The sequence below is a fragment of the Bifidobacteriaceae bacterium genome (genome assembly GCA_031281585.1).
Classification (GTDB): domain Bacteria; phylum Actinomycetota; class Actinomycetes; order Actinomycetales; family WQXJ01; genus JAIRTF01.
The window spans coordinates 1-19,436 of record JAITFE010000039.1 but is presented as its reverse complement, the minus strand read 5'-3'; the positions used below and the strand labels follow the sequence as shown (position 1 = coordinate 19,436).

General features: G+C 69.2%; 17 protein-coding genes and 1 pseudogene. 9 read left to right on the top strand and 9 right to left on the bottom strand.

Features of this window, described 5'->3' with window-relative positions; all coding sequences use genetic code 11:
* The 6 genes from LBC97_04210 to LBC97_04185 all read left to right on the top strand — a co-directional run.
* Nucleotides 1–1,123: hypothetical protein (locus LBC97_04210; protein ID MDR2565259.1), on the top strand; the 1,123-nt coding region annotated here is incomplete at its 5' end.
* Nucleotides 1,120–1,383, top strand: a complete 264-nt coding sequence (locus LBC97_04205; GenBank protein ID MDR2565258.1) for a hypothetical protein — start codon at nucleotides 1,120–1,122, stop codon at nucleotides 1,381–1,383. The genes LBC97_04210 and LBC97_04205, both read left to right, overlap by 4 nt.
* Nucleotides 1,384–1,549: 166 nt before the next feature.
* Entirely contained in the window at nucleotides 1,550–1,828 is a 279-nt protein-coding gene (locus LBC97_04200) for a hypothetical protein (GenBank protein ID MDR2565257.1), read from the top strand.
* A 3-nt stretch (nucleotides 1,829–1,831) separates the two neighbouring features.
* Nucleotides 1,832–2,695, top strand: a complete 864-nt coding sequence (locus LBC97_04195) for a hypothetical protein (protein MDR2565256.1) — start codon at nucleotides 1,832–1,834, stop codon at nucleotides 2,693–2,695.
* 262 nt (nucleotides 2,696–2,957) lie between these two features.
* Entirely contained in the window at nucleotides 2,958–6,503 is a 3,546-nt protein-coding gene (locus LBC97_04190) for a relaxase domain-containing protein (protein MDR2565255.1), read from the top strand.
* Between the two features lie 751 nt (nucleotides 6,504–7,254).
* On the top strand, nucleotides 7,255–8,424 hold the full coding sequence (locus tag LBC97_04185) for a protein kinase family protein (protein MDR2565254.1): 1,170 nt from the start codon (nucleotides 7,255–7,257) through the stop codon (nucleotides 8,422–8,424).
* 186 nt (nucleotides 8,425–8,610) lie between these two features.
* Here LBC97_04185 and LBC97_04180 read toward each other — a convergent pair whose 3' ends face one another.
* From LBC97_04180 to LBC97_04160, 5 genes are all read right to left on the bottom strand, one after another.
* Entirely contained in the window at nucleotides 8,611–9,561 is a 951-nt protein-coding gene (locus tag LBC97_04180; GenBank protein MDR2565253.1) for a zeta toxin family protein, read from the bottom strand.
* The gene (locus tag LBC97_04175) at nucleotides 9,558–9,863 is read right to left on the bottom strand and encodes a hypothetical protein (GenBank protein MDR2565252.1); all 306 of its coding nucleotides are present in this window, start codon (nucleotides 9,861–9,863) and stop codon (nucleotides 9,558–9,560) included. The genes LBC97_04180 and LBC97_04175 overlap by 4 nt, the downstream gene beginning before the upstream one ends.
* Before the next feature lie 140 nt (nucleotides 9,864–10,003).
* Complete coding sequence (locus LBC97_04170; GenBank protein ID MDR2565251.1) at nucleotides 10,004–10,459, bottom strand: hypothetical protein; 456 nt, start codon at nucleotides 10,457–10,459, stop codon at nucleotides 10,004–10,006.
* A complete protein-coding gene (locus LBC97_04165; GenBank protein MDR2565250.1) occupies nucleotides 10,456–10,977 on the bottom strand; it encodes a phage N-6-adenine-methyltransferase in 522 nt (173 codons plus the stop codon). Before LBC97_04165 ends, LBC97_04170 begins: the two co-directional genes overlap by 4 nt.
* On the bottom strand, nucleotides 10,974–15,140 hold the full coding sequence (locus tag LBC97_04160; protein ID MDR2565249.1) for a hypothetical protein: 4,167 nt from the start codon (nucleotides 15,138–15,140) through the stop codon (nucleotides 10,974–10,976). Before LBC97_04160 ends, LBC97_04165 begins: the two co-directional genes overlap by 4 nt.
* Nucleotides 15,141–15,286: 146 nt before the next feature.
* On the opposite strand from LBC97_04160, the gene LBC97_04155 reads away from it, so the two are divergent.
* Together LBC97_04155 and LBC97_04150 are read left to right on the top strand one after the other, a co-directional pair.
* On the top strand, nucleotides 15,287–15,427 hold the full coding sequence (locus LBC97_04155; GenBank protein MDR2565248.1) for a hypothetical protein: 141 nt from the start codon (nucleotides 15,287–15,289) through the stop codon (nucleotides 15,425–15,427).
* Nucleotides 15,420–15,785 (top strand): hypothetical protein, encoded by a 366-nt coding sequence (locus tag LBC97_04150; GenBank protein MDR2565247.1) that lies wholly within the window; start codon nucleotides 15,420–15,422, stop codon nucleotides 15,783–15,785. Before LBC97_04155 ends, LBC97_04150 begins: the two co-directional genes overlap by 8 nt.
* 209 nt (nucleotides 15,786–15,994) lie before the next feature.
* On the opposite strand, the gene LBC97_04145 is transcribed toward LBC97_04150, so the two are convergent.
* From LBC97_04145 to LBC97_04135, 3 genes and pseudogenes are all read right to left on the bottom strand, one after another.
* Nucleotides 15,995–16,153 (bottom strand): hypothetical protein, encoded by a 159-nt coding sequence (locus tag LBC97_04145; GenBank protein MDR2565246.1) that lies wholly within the window; start codon nucleotides 16,151–16,153, stop codon nucleotides 15,995–15,997.
* A gap of 29 nt (nucleotides 16,154–16,182) precedes the next feature.
* Nucleotides 16,183–16,662 carry a hypothetical protein gene (locus tag LBC97_04140; protein MDR2565245.1) on the bottom strand — a complete coding sequence of 160 codons (480 nt, stop codon included), beginning with the start codon at nucleotides 16,660–16,662 and terminating at the stop codon, nucleotides 16,183–16,185.
* Between the two features lie 25 nt (nucleotides 16,663–16,687).
* A pseudogene (locus LBC97_04135) lies at nucleotides 16,688–17,092 on the bottom strand (DNA cytosine methyltransferase).
* A gap of 185 nt (nucleotides 17,093–17,277) precedes the next feature.
* On the opposite strand from LBC97_04135, the gene LBC97_04130 reads away from it, so the two are divergent.
* Entirely contained in the window at nucleotides 17,278–18,645 is a 1,368-nt protein-coding gene (locus LBC97_04130) for an ATP-binding protein (GenBank protein ID MDR2565244.1), read from the top strand.
* 63 nt (nucleotides 18,646–18,708) lie between these two features.
* On the opposite strand, the gene LBC97_04125 is transcribed toward LBC97_04130, so the two are convergent.
* A partial coding sequence (locus LBC97_04125; protein MDR2565243.1) for a hypothetical protein occupies nucleotides 18,709–19,436 on the bottom strand: 728 nt, incomplete at its 5' end.

Below are 19,436 nucleotides of genomic sequence, written 5' to 3'. Positions count from 1 at the left end.
GCTCAAGCCGGTGTTCGACGAGATGACCGCCTCGCACCGGCCCCAGAACGCGTTGACCTGGCTGACCCGCCCGCCGAACATCGGGCCGCCCCTGCTCCGGGCGATGGCCCGCGGGGAGGTGGAGATCAGCCACGCCACGTTCGAGGCGCTGCCGTCCGACAAGTCGCGCAACTGGCTGCGCGACCTGCTCGTCGCGGTCGGCGTGCTCGAACCGTATAACGCCGGGATCGCCCGCATGGAGGCATGGCTGCCCGGCCGGCTGGCACCCCTCGCGCCAACCGAAGCCAAGACCGTTTCCCGGTACGCCCGTTGGCGGATTATCCGCGACCTCCGCCGCCAGGCCGACCGGCGCGAGATCACTAACGCGATGGTCAACAACGCCCGCCACCGTGTCACAGCCGCAGTCGAATTGGCCGAATGGGCGGCTCGGCGTGGCTCCAGCACGGCAGAACTCGACCAAGCGCTCCTGGAACAGTACCTGTCCGCCTACCCCCGGCGGCGCGGCGCCGCCCACACGTTCGTCGCCTGGCTCCACGGCACGGGCGTGAACCGCAGCCTCAGAATGGCGCCCAGATCACCGGCCACACCCGAGGTCACGCTGAGCGACGCCGAACGCTGGGAGGCCGTCGACCTGCTGCTCCACGACGACACGATCCGCCTCTACGCCCGCGTCGGCGGCCTGTTCACGCTGCTGTTCGCGCAACCGCTGACCAGGATCGTCCACATGCGCGCCAGCCAAGCGCGCGTCGAGCAAGAAAAGACGACCGTCGCGTTCGACGCCACACCCATCGAGATGCCAGAGCCCCTCGATCGGCTCATCGCCGAGCACATGGCCCGCAGGGGCCACTCGACCTACGTGGCGCAAGACAACGGCTGGCTGTTCCCCGGCGGCATACCAGGCAAACCCATGGCCACAGAGAACATCCGCGCCGAACTCGCCAACCGCGGCATCCGCTCGTTCGACTGCCGCAAAGGCGCCCTGTTCGCGTTGGCCGCCCGCATCCCCGCGCCGGTCCTGGCCGACCTGATCGGCATACACCCCAACACCGCCGTCAAGTGGGCGGCGCTGTCGGCCCGCGACTGGGCCGGCTACATACGCGACAGGACGGAGTCCCAACGATGACCACGACCACCCCGTTCCACCAAGCCATCCGAACCGCGGCAGCGATCCTCGCCGACAAATGGGGAACCCCGCTCGACGGCAGCCCCGACGAAGTCCACATCTGGACAATCATCGAGGCCTACGCCCACCACATGGTCCGAACCACCATCGAGCAGATGGACCCCGCCGCCATCGACTGGCAGGCCGTCGCCGCCGCCACCGGCCACCCCGACGCCGAACACGTCAAAGCGGCCTACGGATGCGACAAGCCGCCCTTCTGACGACAATGCCCGCGCAGGTGGCACCGTTTCCCACGCGAGTTCCGGGCGGGCAGATCTCAATCGCGCGCCCTCGAGGCACTTTCAGTGTCAGACCTCGCCTCTAGCCTTGATTGCGAGCGTGTCGGCGATCCGGCCGTCAGATGCCTAGATGCTGTTAGGAGCAAACATGACCAGTTCGTTCAAGTTCGATGACCGTGCTCTACGCAAAGCCCTCGAGAAGGAAGCCGCCGCAGGTATCGCGGACATCGCCACCGGTATGACCGCCGAGATGGAAACGCTCAGGCGCCGGTATCGGGGACGGCCCGCCGCTGAAATCAAGCCCGCACTACGCGTCCTGTTCGCCCGCGACGGCGGCAGCATCAGCGAACCTGAACTGACCGAATACGCGCAAATGATCAGCAGCGGGACCCGAATCGAATTCCACGCCGACACCACGAGGTGGTGACCGGTGGCCCGCCGGGTTTCCCCGAGCCAGTTCCGCAGCCAAATGAACCGCCTGAAACAGCAGACCAGGCAGGCGGAGCAGAAGCAGCGCCAGGCCGTGTCAAGGTTCAATTCCGCTGTCAACGCTTACAACCGGGAGGCGCGTGCGCACAACGCCCGCGTCCGCGCCGCCCGGCAGCGCCTCAACCGGGAGCTGAGCAAGCTCAGGTCCCGGCCGGCGACCACCACGTACGTCTCATACCGGGCCTCCGTGCGCGTCATGCGGCAGTCTTTCGCCAGGGTCGAATCATCTGTCGAAGCGGGCGCGTGGGCGGACGACCGCGACCTGCTCGACTTAGTCGAAGATGAAACCGCGAACAGCGTCGCAACCCTGAACCTGCTGGAAGCCGACGAAGCCGATCCCGAGGCCGACACGAGGTCTTTTCAGGCGACCGCGCTCACGTCGGAACTGGCCGACATCGGCCAAGACCTGGACGCCCGCTGGCGCGGCGCCTTGTTCGCGCTCAACCCCGAGAACCCAGACGCCGCCCGCCACTTCTGCGCCAGCGCACGCGAGATCATAACAACGATCCTTGACAACGCCGCACCCGATGCCGCGGTCCGGGCCGCGAATCCCGACTGCATCAAGACACCGAACGGCAGCGTGTCGCGCCGAGCAAAGATCTTGTATTGCCTCGAACGGCAAGGCGACTCGAACGATGCGCTAGCGGAATTCGTGGACGACGACATCGACTCCATAGTGGCGCTCTTCAACGACTTCAACAAGGGCACTCACGGTCACGCCGGCAGCTTCGGGCTCGCCCAACTGCTCGTCATCAAGACACGAGTTGAGGACGCAATCCAGTTCATCCACAAGATCGTCCGCTGAACGGCCACCGAAACGATTAGCCTCGTCCGGGGCCTCCCGCCAACGCCTCAGCCCGCCACTACGCCAAGACAAACGCACCGCGACATGGCCTGACCGCGCCTCGGAGAAGGCTCAACCCCGCAACCGGGTGCACGCGCCACAACCGCCCCGCAGCACACTCCTCACATTCAATAAATCCCGCCATCAATAACGCGGGTCCGCCGACACCCCTCGGTCGGGCGGGGTGACGCGGCGCACCTTCTGGCGGGAAGGAGGCGGGGTTGTGACGGTTTCGATGCGGGTCATGTCGGCTGGGGACGGCTACAAGTATCTCCTGAAGTCGGTTGCGGCAGGCGACGGGGACCGGGACTTGTCGACTCCTTTGACGAGGTATTACGCGGAGGCCGGGACACCGCCGGGCCGGTGGATGGGCTCGGGCCTTGGTTCGCTTGGCGAGGGCGGCATCGCGGCGGGCGACGATGTGACCGAGGCGCAGTTGCAGCTTCTGATCGGCGGGGGCCTGCACCCGGTCACCGGCGCCGCGCTGGGGACCGCCTACTACCGGTTCGCGACGCGGCAAGACCGCGCGGCGCAGCGCATTGCGGCGTTGCCCGCAGACCTGCCTCAGCAGGACCGCGCTGCAGCGGTGCGGCAGATCCAGACGCAGGAGGCGGCGCGCGGCGCCCGGCGGGCGGTCGCGGGGTTTGATTACACGTTCTCGCCGCCGAAAAGCGTCAGCGTGTTGTGGGGATTGGCAGACGCGGGCACTCAGGCTTTGCTCGCGCAGGCGCATCACGCGGCGGTCGCGGACGTGCTGGACTTCATGGAGCGGGAGGTCGCCGCCACGCGCAGCGGCCTGGCCACCAGGGACGGCGCTGTCGCGCAGGTCGACGTGACCGGGGTGTTGGCGACAGCGTTCGACCATTACGACTCCCGCGCCGGCGATCCCCAACTGCACACGCACGTCGTTGTCAGCAACAAGGTGATGTCGGTGTTCGACGGGCGTTGGCGCTCGTTGGACTCGCGTCCGATGCACGCCGCGACTGTGGCGATCTCGGAGCATTACAACGCGGTCTTGGCGGACCGCATCACGCGCCTGTTCGGCGCCGGCTGGGAGCAGCGGGACCGGGGCAGGAACCGGAACCCGGCATGGGAGGTTCAGGGCGTCGGGGAGGCGTTGGTGCGTGAGTTCTCGTCCCGGTCCGGCGACATAGACGCCGAGAAGGACCGTCTGGTCGCCGACTACGCGGCGAGGCACGGCCGCCAGCCGTCCGCCCGGACGGTCATCAAACTGCGCCAGCAGGCCACCCTGGCGACCCGCCCCGACAAGCAGCTGCGCTCCTTGGCGGAGTTGTGCGCCGGGTGGCGAGGCCGCGCCCGGCACCTGTTGGGCGCCGACCCAGCCACGTGGGCTGGCGGAGTGCTGGCCGCCGGGGATGGCCTGGTGTTGCGGGCGGACGATATCCCGTTGGACGTGATCGACCGGTTGGGCACCTCGGTGGTGGCGGCGGTGGGCGAGAAGCGCTCGACGTGGCGGCGTTGGAACCTGCACGCCGAGGCGTCGAGACAGACCATGGGCTGGCGGTTCGCCGCCGCGTTGGACCGGGAGGCGGTGGTCGGGATGGTTGTCGACGCCGCCGAGCGGGCGTCGCTCCGGTTGACTCCCGACGAGTTGGCCGCCCCGGCCGGGTTCCAGCGTTCGGACGGGTCGAGCGTGTTCCGCCCGAAGCGCATGGCGGTGTTCTCGTCCGAGGCGCTGCTGGAGGCCGAGGAGCGGCTGTTGGCCCGGTCCCGGAACCGGGCCGCGCCGCGACTCGCCCCCTGCGCCGCCGAGCAGGCCATGTCCGCCGCGTCCGGAGGGCGGGTGTTGAGCCCGGACCAGGCCGAGGCGTTGGCTTCGGTGGCGGGCTCGGGCAGGCAGGTCGACGTGCTGGTCGGCCCCGCAGGCGCGGGGAAAACCACCGCGTTGGCCGCGCTGCGGGCCGCCTGGGAGCGGGAGCGGGGCCCCGGCTCGGTGGTCGGTTTGGCGCCATCGGCCACCGCGGCTGCCGTGCTGGGGCAGGACCTGTCCATCGCGACCGAGAACACCGCGAAATGGCTCGCCGACCACGACCGGGGCGGCGCCGGCTTCCACGACGGGCAACTCGTCATCGTGGACGAGGCGTCCCTGGCGGGCACGTTCACACTGGACCGGATCACCGGCCTGGCCGCCGACGCGGGCGCGAAAGTCCTGCTGGTCGGCGACTGGGCGCAACTCCAATCCGTCGACGCCGGCGGAGCGTTCCAACTCCTCGTCTCAGACCGGGACGACGCCCCCGAACTGACCGACGTGCACCGCTTCCGCGCCGACTGGGAGAAACTCGCCTCCCTGGAACTGCGCCACGGCCGCCCCGCCGCCCTCGACGCCTACCAAACCCGCGGCCGCGTCCTGGGCGGACACACGGACGACATGGTCGAGGCCGCCTACCAAGCTTGGCGGGCGGACACAGCCGCCGGGCGGGCCTCCCTGCTGATCGCGGACAGCGCCGCGACGGTGCGGGACTTGAACCAGCGCGCCCGCCACGAGCGGATCACAGCCGGGCAAGTCGACCCGACCAGCGAGGCCGCCCTCGGCGACGGGTCGCGGTGCTCGCGCGGCGACCTCGTGATCACCCGGCTCAACGACCGCCGCCTGGTCGCGGGCCGGACAGGCTGGGTGCGAAACGGCGACCGGTGGACCGTGCTCAGAACCCACCCGGACGGAGCCGTCACCATCCGCCGCGCCGGCTACACGCGGGGCGCGTCGGTCACCCTGCCCGCCCCCTACGCGGCAGAATCGCTCGACCTCGGCTACGCGGTCACCGCGCACCGCGCGCAAGGCGTCACCGTCGACACCAGCCATGTGGTGGTCTCACCCTCCACAACCAGGGAGAACCTGTACGTGGCGTTGACCCGCGGCCGGGACGCGAACCTCGCGTACGTGGCCACGGACCGGCCCGACGACGCCCACACGGCCCCGCACCCCTCCGACCGGGAAGACGCCACCGCCCGCGACGTGCTCACGGGCGTGCTGCGGAACCAGGGCGCGGAGCCATCCGCCCACCAGGCCATCCAAATCGAGCACGAGGCTTGGAACAACACCGCCCAACTGGCCGCCGAATACGAGACCCTGGCCGCCGCCGCGATGGAGGACCGCTGGGCCGGGCTCATCCGCCGGTGCGGGCTCCCGCCCAACCAAACGGAGGCCGCGCTGGCGTCCCAGGCGTTCGGGCCGCTGGCCGCCGGGCTGCGCCGCGCCGAAACCCTCGGCTGGGAACCGGACGCCGAACTGCCGCGTCTCGCGGCCGCCCGCCCGTTGGACGATGCCGCCGACCCGGCCGCCGTCCTGCACGCCCGCCTCGGCAAGGTCCTCGACCGCTTGGAGCGCGCGCCGGCGCGCCGCCGCCAACCAGACTTCATCGCCGGGCTGATCCCGAAAGCCACGGGCCCGATGCCCGCCGCGTTCCAACAGGCCCTCGACCAGCGCGAGGCCGCGCTGCGGCGGCGAGCCGCAGAAGTCCTCGACCGGGCCGCAGCGGCCGGGGAAGCGTGGCTCGCGGGACTCGGGCCCCGCCCCCAAAGCCAGCCCGGCGGCCACCGCTGGGACCGCGCGGCCCTCGCTGCCGCCGCCTACCGCGACCGGCACCAAGTCACCGGCCCGGACCTGCTTGGCTCCGCGGCTGCATCGGCCGTGCAACAGTGCGACGCCGCCCGGGTGCGCCGCCTGCTGGCGGACAGAGGCAACACGCCTGCCCCTCCCGAGTCCCATCGGCGACCCGCGCCCGCAGCAAGTCGTCCCTTGGGTTTGTAGACCACGGCCGGCTTCCGACTCGGACACCCGCCGGACCGCCAACGGCCTTCGGCATGCCTGATTCCCGCAGCCAGCAGCGCCTCGCACCGGCCCGTCACCAGATCCGACCAATTCTTTCAGAGCCTCTGAAAGATTCGCCCGCGCCTGCAGCCGAGACGAACCCACGCCGAAACTGCGGCATCCATTTGGAGCTTCCCCGGCCCGGCGGAATGCCGGCCAAGGGGCATCCATTCTGGTCGCCATATCCGGCGGCCAGAACAAGCCGCTACCAATGTGACCTGCTCGAACGCCTTGGCCGTGCCGCACGAAGGCACACGAGCCAACGGGCATGGCGAGTCAAATGGATACCCCCGCTGCTGGCAAACGGATGGCGGGCGGCGGGACTTCTGGTCCGGCCGCTTCTCTCGTCAGCGCCGAGGCACATGTCCTGCCGCAAGCCAGGACGCTCTTCTGGCGGACTCGCCTGAGCCGTTGACCCGGCGAAGCGGCGCGTCGCGGCTGATTCAAGGTCGAACGGCACCCGTTGGCGATGCGCCTGAGCCCTTCAGGCCATTGGATCCGCGCCGGCGGCGTTGCACGCCGCTTCAGCCCGGAAACCTCTCAGCACCTGCATCCCGAGCGTTGCGCCTGCCGATAGGCTGGCGATGCCGCCTGCGCGTGCAGGTTCTTCTTGGGATCGGCGATCAAATGATCTCATTATCGAACAGTCAAGGGTGCTTTCCAGGAGCCCGGACGGGAGGGTGTTGGTCTCTTGGAGAACGCTACCGATCTCATGATTGGTGACCTGAAGAAGAGGTACGCGGGTCGCCAAGCCTCCGCCGCTTTCACCCGGCTCTACGATGACCGTGACTTCGGCCATATGTTCTCGGTTCTGCATCAGTGTCTGAACCAGCATTTCGAGGGTATTAATGACCGCGCGAAGACGACTCACCACTACTGGGCTGACAACAGCCGCGAAATGCTGGCTCTCATAGACGAGCTTGAGCAAGATCTTCGCGACCTCAACCGCGCTGGGATCGAGGTTGAGCTTGATCAGAGCTACCGGAAAGCGCTCGAACGGTGCCAGCCGTGGCTATCTTGGAGCGGCGGCAGCACCGTGCCTGACGACTTTGAGCTCATCGACGTGGTGCGGTTCGAGCCGGTCTTGTTGCGAACAGACTCTACGGTAACGCTCAAGAAGGCCGCAACGCCTGCGAGACTCACGCTGGTTGGCGAGGGATCGTACGCCACCGTTTATTCTTTTGTTGACCCCGACTACGGCATCAAGTTCGCTGTCAAACGGGCAAAGCGAGATCTCAGCGAACGCGACTTGCACCGGTTCAAGCAGGAGTTCGAGGTGATGAGGGGTCTGAGCTTCCCATACATCGTCGAGGTTTACGGGTACGACGAGGCCCGCGACGAATACCGCATGGAGTTCTGCGATGAGACCTTGAGGGCCTACGTGGCGCGCAGGAACAACAGCCTCTCGTTTTCTTCGCGGAAGCGCATCGCGCTCCAGTTTCTCTACGGCATCAATTACCTTCACGGTGAGGGACTGCTGCACCGCGACATCAGCCTTCAGAATGTGCTACTCAAGGTCTACGCCAAGGGCGCGGTGTTGGTGAAACTGTCCGATTTCGGTCTCGTCAAGGACCGGGCCTCCGAGTTCACTCGAACAGACTCTGAGATGCGTGGAACAATCAGAGACCCGCTTCTTGACAGCTTCAAGAACTATGGGGTCGTAAATGAGATCTACTCGATTGGTTGGGTCTTGTCTTACATATTCACTGGCCGCGAACGGCTGGCTACGTCCGCCGAGCCTTTGGGAGCCATCATCGATAGATGCGCGGCTAACAGCGCAGAGCAACGCTATCAGGACGTTCTCACGCTGATTTCCGATGTTGAGCTTCTTGCTGCCGTCTCGACAGACGCTCCCGCGTAGGATCTGTTACGCGCCAAACTGGCCCAAACCCGCCAGGCCGACCGCTGATGCGGGCCCCGCCACCACAGCAAGGGAAGAGCCGGTGCGGGCTTCCGGGCAGCCCGGCGATCATACGTTGGCCGCCTGGCATCGACCTTGCCGGTGGAGCCTGCCTATGCCGTCCCGCGATCTCTTTGTCGTCGCCGGTCAGGACGCCAGCGCGGCGGTTTCGAGGATGATGGCGCGGCGCCGTTGGGCGTGGAGCAGTTCTTCGGGGTCGACGCACGAGTCGTTGGCGGCGACGATGGTGATAACTGTTTCGGCGTCGCCTTGGAGGCGCCGGTAGGCCGGGATCGTCTGCTGGTTCAGGTAGCCCGGCCGACTTCTCGCGGCTTCGAACACCCAGGCGTAGGCGGCCAGCCATGCGGACGCCTGCGCCGGGTCGAGACTCCTGGCCTGTTCCGCTTTGAATGCGGCCGCCGCGCCCGGGCCGCCCTCCCAGGCGCCGTCGGCAAGCCGGGTGTTGTCGTAGAGAATGCGGTCGCGGGAACGGACCTGGATTCGGGTGACGGACGGGCTGGCTTCCAGCGCGGCGACGGTCGCGGGCGCGCCGGCTGCCGCTGCTTCGTGCGCTTCGGGAGGCGTCCAACGCGCTCCGCGGGGCGCGGCCGCGCCGAGAAACCGCTGCTCCGCGCCGAGCCGCGAGACCGGGTCCGGGGTGCCGATGGCCACGACCTCCACCCGGTAGCCGGCCGCCGCGAACCGCTCCGCTGTGGCGTCCACCACGGCGGGGTCCCGGAAGGTGCCCTCAAGCAGCGCGGAATAGCCGCCCGCGAGCGCGTGGTCTAGGGCGAGCCGGACCAATCCGCCGGAGACGGGCGCGGTCGCGGCGGGCATGCCGAAAGGGTCTTCGACGGTCAGCCGGTCGTAGTCTGGGTGGTATGCGCGCAGGTCGTCGCCGGTGATCGGGACCAGGCCGGGTCGTTCGGCCAGGATCGCGTCCTGGGCTTGGGTTTTCCCAGCCGCCGGCTGACCACCCAGCAGAACCAGGGCCGGCTGCCCTGCCGGCGGGCTGTGGACCGCGAACAAGTCGCCGCAGACCTCGGAGTCGAAAACGGCGCGCAGCCACGCCTCGGTGGCGATCCCCGGTCCGCTCACACCGCTGACGACAGGGCGAGCGCTTCGGCCTCGTCCAGCCACGCTTGCCGCTGGGCGATCAGACCGGCGCGGTCCTGGCGGCCAAGCGCGGCTCGCTGCTGCTTGACGAGGCGCATGCGCGCGTCCCAACTCCGCCGCTCAAGGCCCCCGGAGGAGGCGCGGCGCCGCTGGATGATCAACGCCGACAGGCTCGTCGCCGCCTGGGCGGCGATGTCGTACAGCACCACGTCATCGATCGTGGCCTCGTCATCCCGGGCGCGCGGCGAGCCTGCCGGGACCACATCTGGTGTCGTCATGCTCATGCTCTGCGCCTCCGTTCCATCTCCACGAATCGTACCGCCTAGTCGCGCCCTCGCCACAGCGCGTCCCCGGGCCGTCCGGGCCGGCCGCCGCCGTGACATCGACGGCGAGGCGACGCGTCAACGGCGGGGGCGGCGTGCGGTCAGATCCCGAGCCTTGGCGCTGGCCGGCCCGGCGGTGCTGGGGTCATGCCGGCGCGCGGCGCCGGGCCGGCTGGTTCGAGGCCGGCGGCGGTTCGGAGCGCGCCGAGCACGAGCCGGGCTTGTCCGGGGTCGAGGCGGGACAGATCCGCCAGCGGCACCAGCGTTTCGTCGTCCAGCAGGTTCGCGACCACTTTCGCGACCAGCCTTTCGCCGGACGACAAGGGCCCGGCTTCGCTCATCAGCTTGGCGGGGTCGATCCTGGCGTAGGACTTTTCCGCCTGGTCGGTTCCCAGCCGTTCGATCCACGGCGCGCCCGGGTAGACGAGGCGGCCGCGCGCGCCGGACAACGCCAACTCGACCGCCGCCCTGGCCCGCCGGGTTCCCGCCGCCCAGTTCCGCAGTTCTCCAGCCAGGCCGCCGCGCCTCCCGGCGGCCCGCTTTGGCGCGCCGCTCACAGCGCGCCCCGTCCCGCAGCCGGCGTCGCGGGGCGCTCCCGGAGCGGGTGGCCCGGTTCGGCGCGGCCGGGCGGAGGCGGGACTTCCGCAGGAATCGGGGTCAGGACGGGGCGGCCTTCCGGGCGGGACGTCCCGCCGCGCCAGATCACGAGGCAGCTGGGGAACGGCGCGCCGTGGCGGGCGCCGTGGAACCGGAGCCGGCCTTTGATGTACCGGATCTCGTGGGCGGCCATCACGTGGTCGTGCCACCAGCGGGTGTCGGTGCGGGAGGGTATCAGCATGACCACGGTCTTGCCGAGGGCGGCTTCCCTGTGGGCTTTGGCGACCCATTTCGGGAGTTCCCGCCCGTAGGGCGGGTTGACGAAGCTGGCATCGCCCCAGGGCACGGCCAGCCCGTCGAAGCCGGGGTCGGGCGGGCACGGGTCGAAGTCAAAGCAGAACTCCCGGTTCAACTCGTCGTAGACGTCGGCTGGGGTGCGCCAGTCCATCCGGGCGGACGAGAACACGACCCGATTCATGGCCTGGCCTCCTGCTTGTGGTTGCGCCGCCGGGCGGCCAGCACGCCCACGCCCACGACCACCAGCAGCGCCGCCATGGCGGCGAGCCCCAACGCTCCGGCCGGACCGGTCCGGGGCAGGCCCGGCGTCGGCGGCGCCGAGGCTGGCGGGGACTCGGGCGGCCCATGCCAGACGGTCCGTTCGGCCAGCGTCCCGAACTTCCCTTGGGCGAGGACCTCCCGGTCGGGGCCGCCGCCCGGCTGCCAGGCGATCTCCTTGATCCAGGTGCAGCCCGGCCTCTCGGACGTGAACTCGGGCGACAACAGCTTCTCAACATCCCCGGCTGGGATTTGGTGGTCCAGGGCCACGGCGCCGATGGCGACCGCTCCCGCCATGTCGTCCGGGTCGGGGGCGGCGCATTCGAGGTCCTCGGGTGCCGCGTCCGGGTTGGCGAACTCGGTCAGCTGGTACCAGAACTCGACGGTGGTTCCCTCCGAGAACGGCCCGGTCAACGCGGCCTCGTCCCGGATCATCTCGCCGGTGGTCGCTTGCGCCGGGGCGGTGGTGGTGATGCCCGGCGCCGGCGGCGCGACGATCAGCGCGGTCTCCGATGGGGCACCGCACACCCCGCGCCTGACGACCTTGGGTTGGTCGCCGCTCGCGTCGGTGACGGTCTCGACCACCAGCACGGCGCCGGCCTGGTCGGGCGCGGCGAACATCGGGGACCGGTACGAACCGGTCTTGGTCACCGGCACCGGCTTCTCGCTTGCCCAGAAGCGGGTCTCCGGCGTGCAAACAGCGGCCGGACCGGCCGGGTCCGGGGCCGCGTTCGGTTCGGCTGGCAGGGGCCAGGCGACGCGACCCTCGTCTTCGCCGGGTTGGGCGGGGATGAAGAACGCCTCCCAGGTGGCCTCCCACCCGGTCATGTCCGCCGCCCGGGCGCCGGGGTCGGGTTGCCAGGCGTGCAGCACGTCAACCAGTTCCGTCCCCGGTTCGATGGTTATCGGCTCGGCGCGGCCGGTCGCGGTCTTCGCGTCGGAGCCGGGTTCGGCGGCGGTGACGAGTTCGGTGGCGAACTCGGGGGCGTGGTGGACCAGGCTAATCGTTTCGGACCGCTCGCCGCAGATCGACTTGTACGGTTCGGTGCGGGCGTCGCCCGCCCATGTGACGACGAACGTGTAGGTGGCGTCGCCGCCTTCGGCTTTGAACCTCGACCCGGACACTTTCTGGGAGCCGCCCCAAGTGTTGGCCGCCGGGGTGGCGGTGTTGGAGGTGATCAGTCTCGCGTCCGGGTTGTCCGCCGCGCAGGATTCGGGGGTGACCTCTCCTTCTATCCGCCACAACTCCACTGTGATGGTTCGCCCGTCCGCCTCCCACGGGCCGTACCCGTCCCAGCCGCCGTGTCCGACAGCGCCGTGGAGTTCGGTGTCGTCCGGGCCGTCCGGCCATCCGGTTTGCCAGATCTCGTCGGCGAGGAACACCTCTTCGGCGCCGTGGTTGGTGGCCGGGAGCATGGTGGCGGTCGTGTGGATGACCGGGACGCGGCGGACCATCGTCGTCTCCACGGGCAGCCACAACGGGGTGGCGGCTCCCTTGGACAGGAAGTCTTTGGTCGCCGCGGGCTGCGAGCCCAGGTCGATCCGCCACGCGAACCCGTACGCCCCGTAATCCCCGTGGCTGACGGTGTGGCAGACACGCTGCGCGTGGTCCCGCCCGGCCGCGGTGAACACCAGCGAATAGTCGCCCACCACGGGGGTGTTGCCGGGGATCACGGTCTGCGCCGCCGGGACAGCCGAGTGGCGCAGCGTCCCGTCCACTTTGACCTGGACAGGCTGGTCGGTCCCCCACTGGTTCAGCCACAAGTCGTCCGGGCCGGTGTGCTCGACCCACACCGAGTCGCAAACCTCGGCTGTAGAGCCGCTCGCCGGCTCCGGCGCCGTCGCGGCGGCGACCTCGGATTTGATGGTCAACTCCATTTGGGTGACGTGGGTTTCCAGCGCCTGCCCGAACCGGTCCGCCGCGTCGTTGTCGAACATGGCCGCGACCGCCGGGGACTGCTCCGCCCGGATCACCTTCCACACCCACGTCCCGTACTGGGAGGACGGCACCGCGAACCCCGCCGGAGCCGCGACCGTGACCGGGGCGCGCCCCGAGGTCGGCAAGACCACCTCGACCGATGCCGTCCCCAGCGCTTTCGCGTCGGCGGGCGGCCCGTCCGAGATGACGAAGCTCGACTTCGATGCGGCGTAGTAGACGCCGGTGGCTTTCACCGTGGCTGGTTTCCCGTCCGGCAGGGCGATCCACTGGTCGTTTCCGTCGGGCAGGGTCAGGGTGATCACATCGTCGGGGGCTTCGCCTTTCGCCTGGTGCTGGTCCGGGAGCTTCGACGCGATGGCAATGCTCATGGGCGTCAGCCCGGACTCGTCCGCCCGCCCGAACCGGTCTTTCGCGTCGCCGGCCAGCAACCCGGCCACCTCGGGGGTTTGGTCGGCTCGGCGGATCTCCCAAACCCACGTCCAATACGCCGACCCCTGAAGGTTGAACCCGGCCGGGGCGGGCACGGTGACAGGGTCGCGCCCCGACGTCGGCAGGGCGATGTTGACGGTGGCTTGGCCGAGTTTGACCGCCCAGGCGGGCGGTTCCGCCTGTTCGGTGAACGGGGTGCTCGACCCGTACAGAGTTCCCCTCGTTTTGACCGTGACTGGTTTGCCGTCCGGGCCGGTGATCCACTGGTCGGCCGGGTCGGGCAGGGAAACTGTCACTGTGTCGTCCGCGGGGGAGCCTTTCGCGACCCGCGCGGCGGGGACCTTCGTGGTCACGGCCAGCGTCATCGGCACGGTGAACAACTCGGTCGCCGTGAAATACCCGTCGCAGTACGGGCCGCCGGTCAGGTACTTCGCGTTCCCGCCCTGGTCCGCCGGGTTTATGCACCAGCGGAGCGAGTAATACCCGGCCCCAGCCGACGTTGGCAGGGCGACGTCCGCGGCCTGCCAGGAGCCCGGCCCCGGCAGGGTCACGGTCTGCTTGCCGGGCATGACCGTTGCGCCGGCCGGCAGCGTGGCAGACGGCGGGGTCGGCTGGTTGGCGCGGACGACCTGCCCGGCCGCCGTGAACGGCACATACGTTTTCGGTTTCGTCTGCGCCGCGTCCGCCCACTCCAGGACCGGCCACGAACCCGACACCGCGTCGGCTTTCACCCTGTCGGCCGCGGCGGAGCCTTTGACTACCGTGGGCGTGGTGACCTCGGTGGCGATGGCGGGCGTCCACGGGGTTTGCCTCGCCGTGCCGGTGTGCTTGTTCGCGAGGGTGGTGTAGAGGGGTGTGATGACACGCTGGTGGGCGGTTTCCTCGTGCAGCATGAAGCACGCCTGCGGCACCCCCGCCACCTCTATGCTGGCGGTGACTTTCTCGTCCGCGACCAGCGCGTGCCGGGCCGTGATCGCCAGGGAGACCGCAGCCGTCCCGGTGGTGGTGGTCTTGGCGGTGGTCCCGTCGCTGAAAGTGGCGTTCCCGGAGGTGATCGCCACCGTGGCGGGATACCCGGCGAGGAAGTCCGCGTCAACCCGGTTCAGCGTCCCGCCGGCGACCTTCGCGGCCTGACCGCCGGCCACGACCCCCGCCCAGACTTTCAGCCCAGTCAGGTCGACCTCGACGTAGGCGTCTTTCGGGCCGGCCTGGGACGCCTCGGCGACAAGCTGGTCGAACCGGGCGGGGTAGGTGACGGGGATGCCTGTGTGGTATTCGGCGCGCGCGAACTGGGACAAGGACACCAGGGTCTGCGTGTCGGTGTCCGTGAGGTGCCGGGCCAGCAGGAACGCCATCTGCGCGGTCTTGTCCGGCGCGCCGTTCACGACGCCGCCGCAGACTTTCCGGGCGTTCGCGTCCGACAGCGACCCGGGCGGCTCCGCGCCGGGGTCGACGCACATCCCATACACCCCGCCCACGGTCATGTTCCCCCAGAACGTCCTCTCGCCCTGGTAGGCACCCCACTCCCCGGTGACGTACTCGGCCGCGGCGGCCGGGGTCAGGGCCAGCGGCGCGCCGGCCGCCGCCAACACGAAGGCGACAACGGCCAAGGCGAGACGGCGGCCCTTCCCCAGGCGGCGGCGGTTGCCGCTATGGCGGTGTCCAGGTCTGGCTCCCGCCGGACGGCCGGGCGGCTGGTGCTGGTGTTGGTGGTTCATGGCGGTCCTTCCCGCGTCCCAAACCGGTGGCCGGCTTGGATCAATCGGAAACCCCCGCCGCCTGTGCCTCTGCGCGGCCGGGATTGTGGTCGCCGGCAAGGTGCTCGCCACCGCCCCCAAGGGCCGAGCTCCCGCACTTGGCGGTTATGACCGAAACTGAGCCGCTCGCGGTGCTGGAGGCGCGGATCGCGGACGCCATCAACACCGGCGACATACCCCTCGCCGACCGGCTGCGCCGCCAATGGGTCCGCGCGTTCCTATTGGAGAAGGTGACCGGCCGTGCCTGACATCACCCCAACCCAAGTCCACAACCTGCTCACCACCACCCGCCAGTACCTGGCCAGCCACAACCAAACCGGGCAGGCCCGCGACCAACTCGGCCGCCTGCTGCTGGACACCGCCCGCCGGGCCAAAACCAGCCCGAGGGACCTGTCTGCGGTCACCGGGCTGCACGCGAACACCGTCCGGGCGTTGATCGCCCGCGCCGCCGGACACGGCGCCCCGGACGGGTGGACCCAACCCGAACTCGCCATCCAAGCAAAACCCGGCCGGACGGCATCGGCCGCGAACACCCGCACTCCGGGGATCGCCGGGCCGCTCGCGCCGACCGCGCCGGCGCCCGCCCGGCCGTCTATCGGGATGTGAGCAGGCCGCCTGCGCGCCACCCCCGCGGGCGGGCCGCGACAACCCGGCCGGGGCAGCGCCGTCCCTGCGGGCAGGCAGCCCGTCCAGGGCGGCGGCCACCTCGCCGCGCTCCGCCCTCCCCAACTCCACCGGGACCGGGCATCCCGGCCCCCAACAACCTCACGCCCGCCAGCCCAACCCGCCCGGACCCGCCAACCCGCAGCCAGGTCTCAAACCGGCGCCGTCCCGGTCAGCGCCGTCAACGCGGCGACGGCCTGGAGGGGGACGACACCGTTGCCAAGGGCGTGCAACTGCTCCACCTCGGTCAACCCGAGTTCCGGGGCCGTCACCCAGCCCTCGTCCAGCGACATCAGCCATTCGACAAACACCGGCGCGAGCCTCGGGCGGCCCTGGCCGGTCAAGACGGCCGGGGCCGGGGCGGGCCTGCCAGTGATCCGCTCCCACCTGGCGACGGCCCGGGCGTAAGGTCCCCAACGTCGAACAGCGTCCCCGCCAACGCGAACGCCACCTCCCCCTCGGTCGGATCGGACCCGCGGGCCACGAGTTCCATCACCTGGTGGGTCAACGCGATAGTGCCCTTGCGCGCCTTGACCTTCGCCAGCGTTTCGCGCCCCCGGATAGAGTCCGACGCGAGCGGTGTGCGCAGCAGCGCGCCGGGCGACCGCGAACACCCGGAACCGGTGATGAGGCGCTCCCACCGCGGCAGCCGGTAAGCCAAGCCACCGCGTGTCATACCCGAGGTCGGCCAAGTCTCCCCAAAGCGCGCCCGCTGCGCGAAGAGATCCAGCTGCGGGGACTCCCAGTCCCCCAACTCCGGGTTCCACACCGCGAACGGCATCCGCGCCCCGCCCGGCGCGCCCTGTCTGTTCTTGCCCATCTTGGCTCCTTTCGCGGGCCGGACGCCCGGCGGGCGTGCTCAGAAGCCCCCGAACGTTTTCGATCACAACCCATTCGGGCTGTATGGCCTCTATTGCGGCGCACATGTGCGCCCACAACCCGGTGGCCTCGTTTGGCGAAGCCAGCCCAGTGCGGCGACCCACGGAACTGACGGACTGGCAGGGCACGCCGCCAGCCAAAACGTCCGCCCTCGGGACCGCCGCCCAGTCGATGGCAGTGATGTCCCCCAGGTTCGGCACGCCCGGCCAATGCGCGGCAAACACCCGCGCCACCGGCTCGCTGACCTCCGAAAACCACACCGTCTCCGCGCTGAACACTTCCTCCACTGCCAGATCTAGGCCGCCATACCCACTAAACAGGCTCGCTGATCGCAGCGGCTTCCTGTTCGGATCATTCTCCGGGCGGCACATCGGCGGCTCCTGCGGTTGTCGGCGGACCCGCGCGGCTCTTGGCATCCCGCGCTCGGGGTGGTCACGGGCCAGGTGCGCTCTGGCAGCCTTCGCAGAGCTTGCTAATCCCGCCCAATGGAACGACGGCCTGGCAAAATGGGGCTCGCGATCCGATGGTGATCGGGTCCAGGCGGAAGGCGAGAGCAATGGGAATGCGATACACGGCGGTGCACAGGGAGTTGGGCATCCCCGCCCAAGACTTGACTTGGGAGCACATCGAGGCTGTTCTGGCGCAACGGGTTCGGGAGCGGGCCGACTTGGACTGGAAGCGAGAGGCGTACGGCTCCAAGAACCGCGCGAACGCTGGTCCGGGCGACGCCGACCGAGCGCAAGGCGAGGAATCAGCAGGCAAAGGCGAGGCGAGCAGGGCCGACCAAGGCGACCTCGTGAAAGATGCGGCGGCGATGGCAAACAGCGGCGGCGGCTGGATTGTCCTCGGAATCGACGAAGACAAAGCGACAACCAAAGCCTCGGGGGTCTTCAGGAACGGCGTTGCGCTGTCTGACGCTGATCAACGGTCATACCGGCAGCGAGTCGCCAGCGCCACACGTCCCGCTATCACCGGCATCGACTTCACAGTGATCGAAGACGGCGCCAGCCGTGCGGTCACCATCGTGGCCATCCCAGACTCCTTGGACGCTCCCCACTTGATGGTGGACCAGAACCGCTTCAAAGCACCGTTTCGGGACGGTCCTCAAACCGCGTGGATGACAGAACGCCACCTGGAGTCGGCTTACCGGCGGCGTTTCGACACCAGAGGGGCGGCGCGCGAACGACGAGAATTCCTGTACCAGGAAGCGGCAGATAATTCCCACGTAAACAAACGAGTGTGCTTCGTGGCTGCGGCCGTCCCGGAGATCGGTCGGCCCGAGGGCCTGGGGAGGCCCAGCAAAGAAGATGTTGTGGCCGTCTTCGCCGAGGCCGCAGCCCTCGCCAAGGGGCTTCTGATGGCCGGCGCGAACTGGGGAATGTCTCCTTATGACGATTGCAACGTCTCGGACGACGTGTTTCTCAACCCGCGTCATGGCCACCGGCGCCGTGTCGCCCGATCAGACAACGAAGACGGCGACCCGAGACACCGATCGCTGATGGTGGCTATCCATAACGACGGCGCAGTCTCGCTGGCGTGGAGCATCGGCGGCATGCTCAGCGGTTCGCTTGGCGACCTGAACGAAACCGCGAGTCGCTGCGTCGAGGCCGGCGTCGCCGATTTCGTGGCTACCGTGGCCGCTGCCTCACGGCTGCTCGGAACAAGGCGCGGCTACACGCTTGAATGCGGGCTCGTCTACCGGGGAACTGATCCCATCGTCATCCGCCAACCGGATCGCGGGTTTAGCGACAAAGACATGGACGCCACATACTCGATCCCCGTGACGCGATTCCTGCCGGCGGTGGACACCCTGTTCGAGGACCACGACCAATCGGACCTGGCAAGAGTGGCGGGCCTGCTCGCTCTTGACTGCGTGTCCCAAGGCGGCGTCTGGGGCCTAAAGCTCCTCCCCACACCGTCATAACCTGACCGATCAGCCCTTGGGGCGGTGTTTCGCAACCCCCGGCCGACCACCACCGGCGGCCGCTCAGGTGCCCAGAGCCAGAAGCCGATGGACCGAGGGATGCGAGACGCCAACCTCGTCGGCGATTTGCCGGAGAGTCCAGCCCTCATCCCGCAAGGACCGTATTGTCCGCATCAGCGGCTCCGACATCGCCAGTCTCCGTTGCGAAGGCTCGACGCCCGCGCGGACGAGCTTGCGCCGCACCGTCGAGCGCGCGATTCCGTGCTTCCGCGCCAAGCCCCGCACCGTCCCGCCAGCCACGTACTCGCAAGCCAAGTCCGCGACCAACGGAGCGCGGAGAAATGTTCTAGAAGGTCCATTAGGGTCAGCGACCTCGCCCCGAACGTCCTCCAAGCGCCAGTCCGAGCCGCCAGATTCCCATCCTGAAACCCGCGCCGACCAGCGGTTATACAGCACGAAACCCTTGGGGGCAATGTTCAACGGCCGCCTGGCCAAGCACCCCAAACGGGGCAAGTTCAAACAGTTGCCCGTCTGAACCGCTATCTGGCGTCCACGTTTTGACTGTTCTAGGACTTGTGGCTGGGCGGCTGCCCATTGTTCGGCTTCGGCTTGGACGGCTGGGTCGCAGAACTCGTCCCATGGGTAGAGCAGAGCCGCCTCCACCCCGTGTACGGCCCTCGGCGGAGCGCCCTCGGCCCGCTCGGTGATGTAGAGGCGCTTGAAGAACACCTGGTTCGCCATCCGCCTGGTGTCCGCGTTCGATCGGTCGTAGAGGGCCTGCGGATCGTCGG

Excerpts from the sequence above, each read along its gene's own strand:
- LBC97_04205 (MDR2565258.1), top strand. The coding sequence starts at position 1,120 with ATGACCACGACCACCCCGTTCCACCAAGCCATCCGAACCGCGGCAGCG.
- LBC97_04200 (MDR2565257.1), top strand. The coding sequence starts at position 1,550 with ATGACCAGTTCGTTCAAGTTCGATGACCGTGCTCTACGCAAAGCCCTC.
- LBC97_04175 (MDR2565252.1), bottom strand. The coding sequence starts at position 9,863 with ATGAGCATGACGACACCAGATGTGGTCCCGGCAGGCTCGCCGCGCGCC.
- LBC97_04165 (MDR2565250.1), bottom strand. The coding sequence starts at position 10,977 with ATGAATCGGGTCGTGTTCTCGTCCGCCCGGATGGACTGGCGCACCCCA.
- LBC97_04160 (MDR2565249.1), bottom strand. The coding sequence starts at position 15,140 with ATGAACCACCAACACCAGCACCAGCCGCCCGGCCGTCCGGCGGGAGCC.
- LBC97_04155 (MDR2565248.1), top strand. The coding sequence starts at position 15,287 with ATGACCGAAACTGAGCCGCTCGCGGTGCTGGAGGCGCGGATCGCGGAC.
- LBC97_04140 (MDR2565245.1), bottom strand. The coding sequence starts at position 16,662 with ATGGGCAAGAACAGACAGGGCGCGCCGGGCGGGGCGCGGATGCCGTTC.
- LBC97_04130 (MDR2565244.1), top strand. The coding sequence starts at position 17,278 with ATGGGAATGCGATACACGGCGGTGCACAGGGAGTTGGGCATCCCCGCC.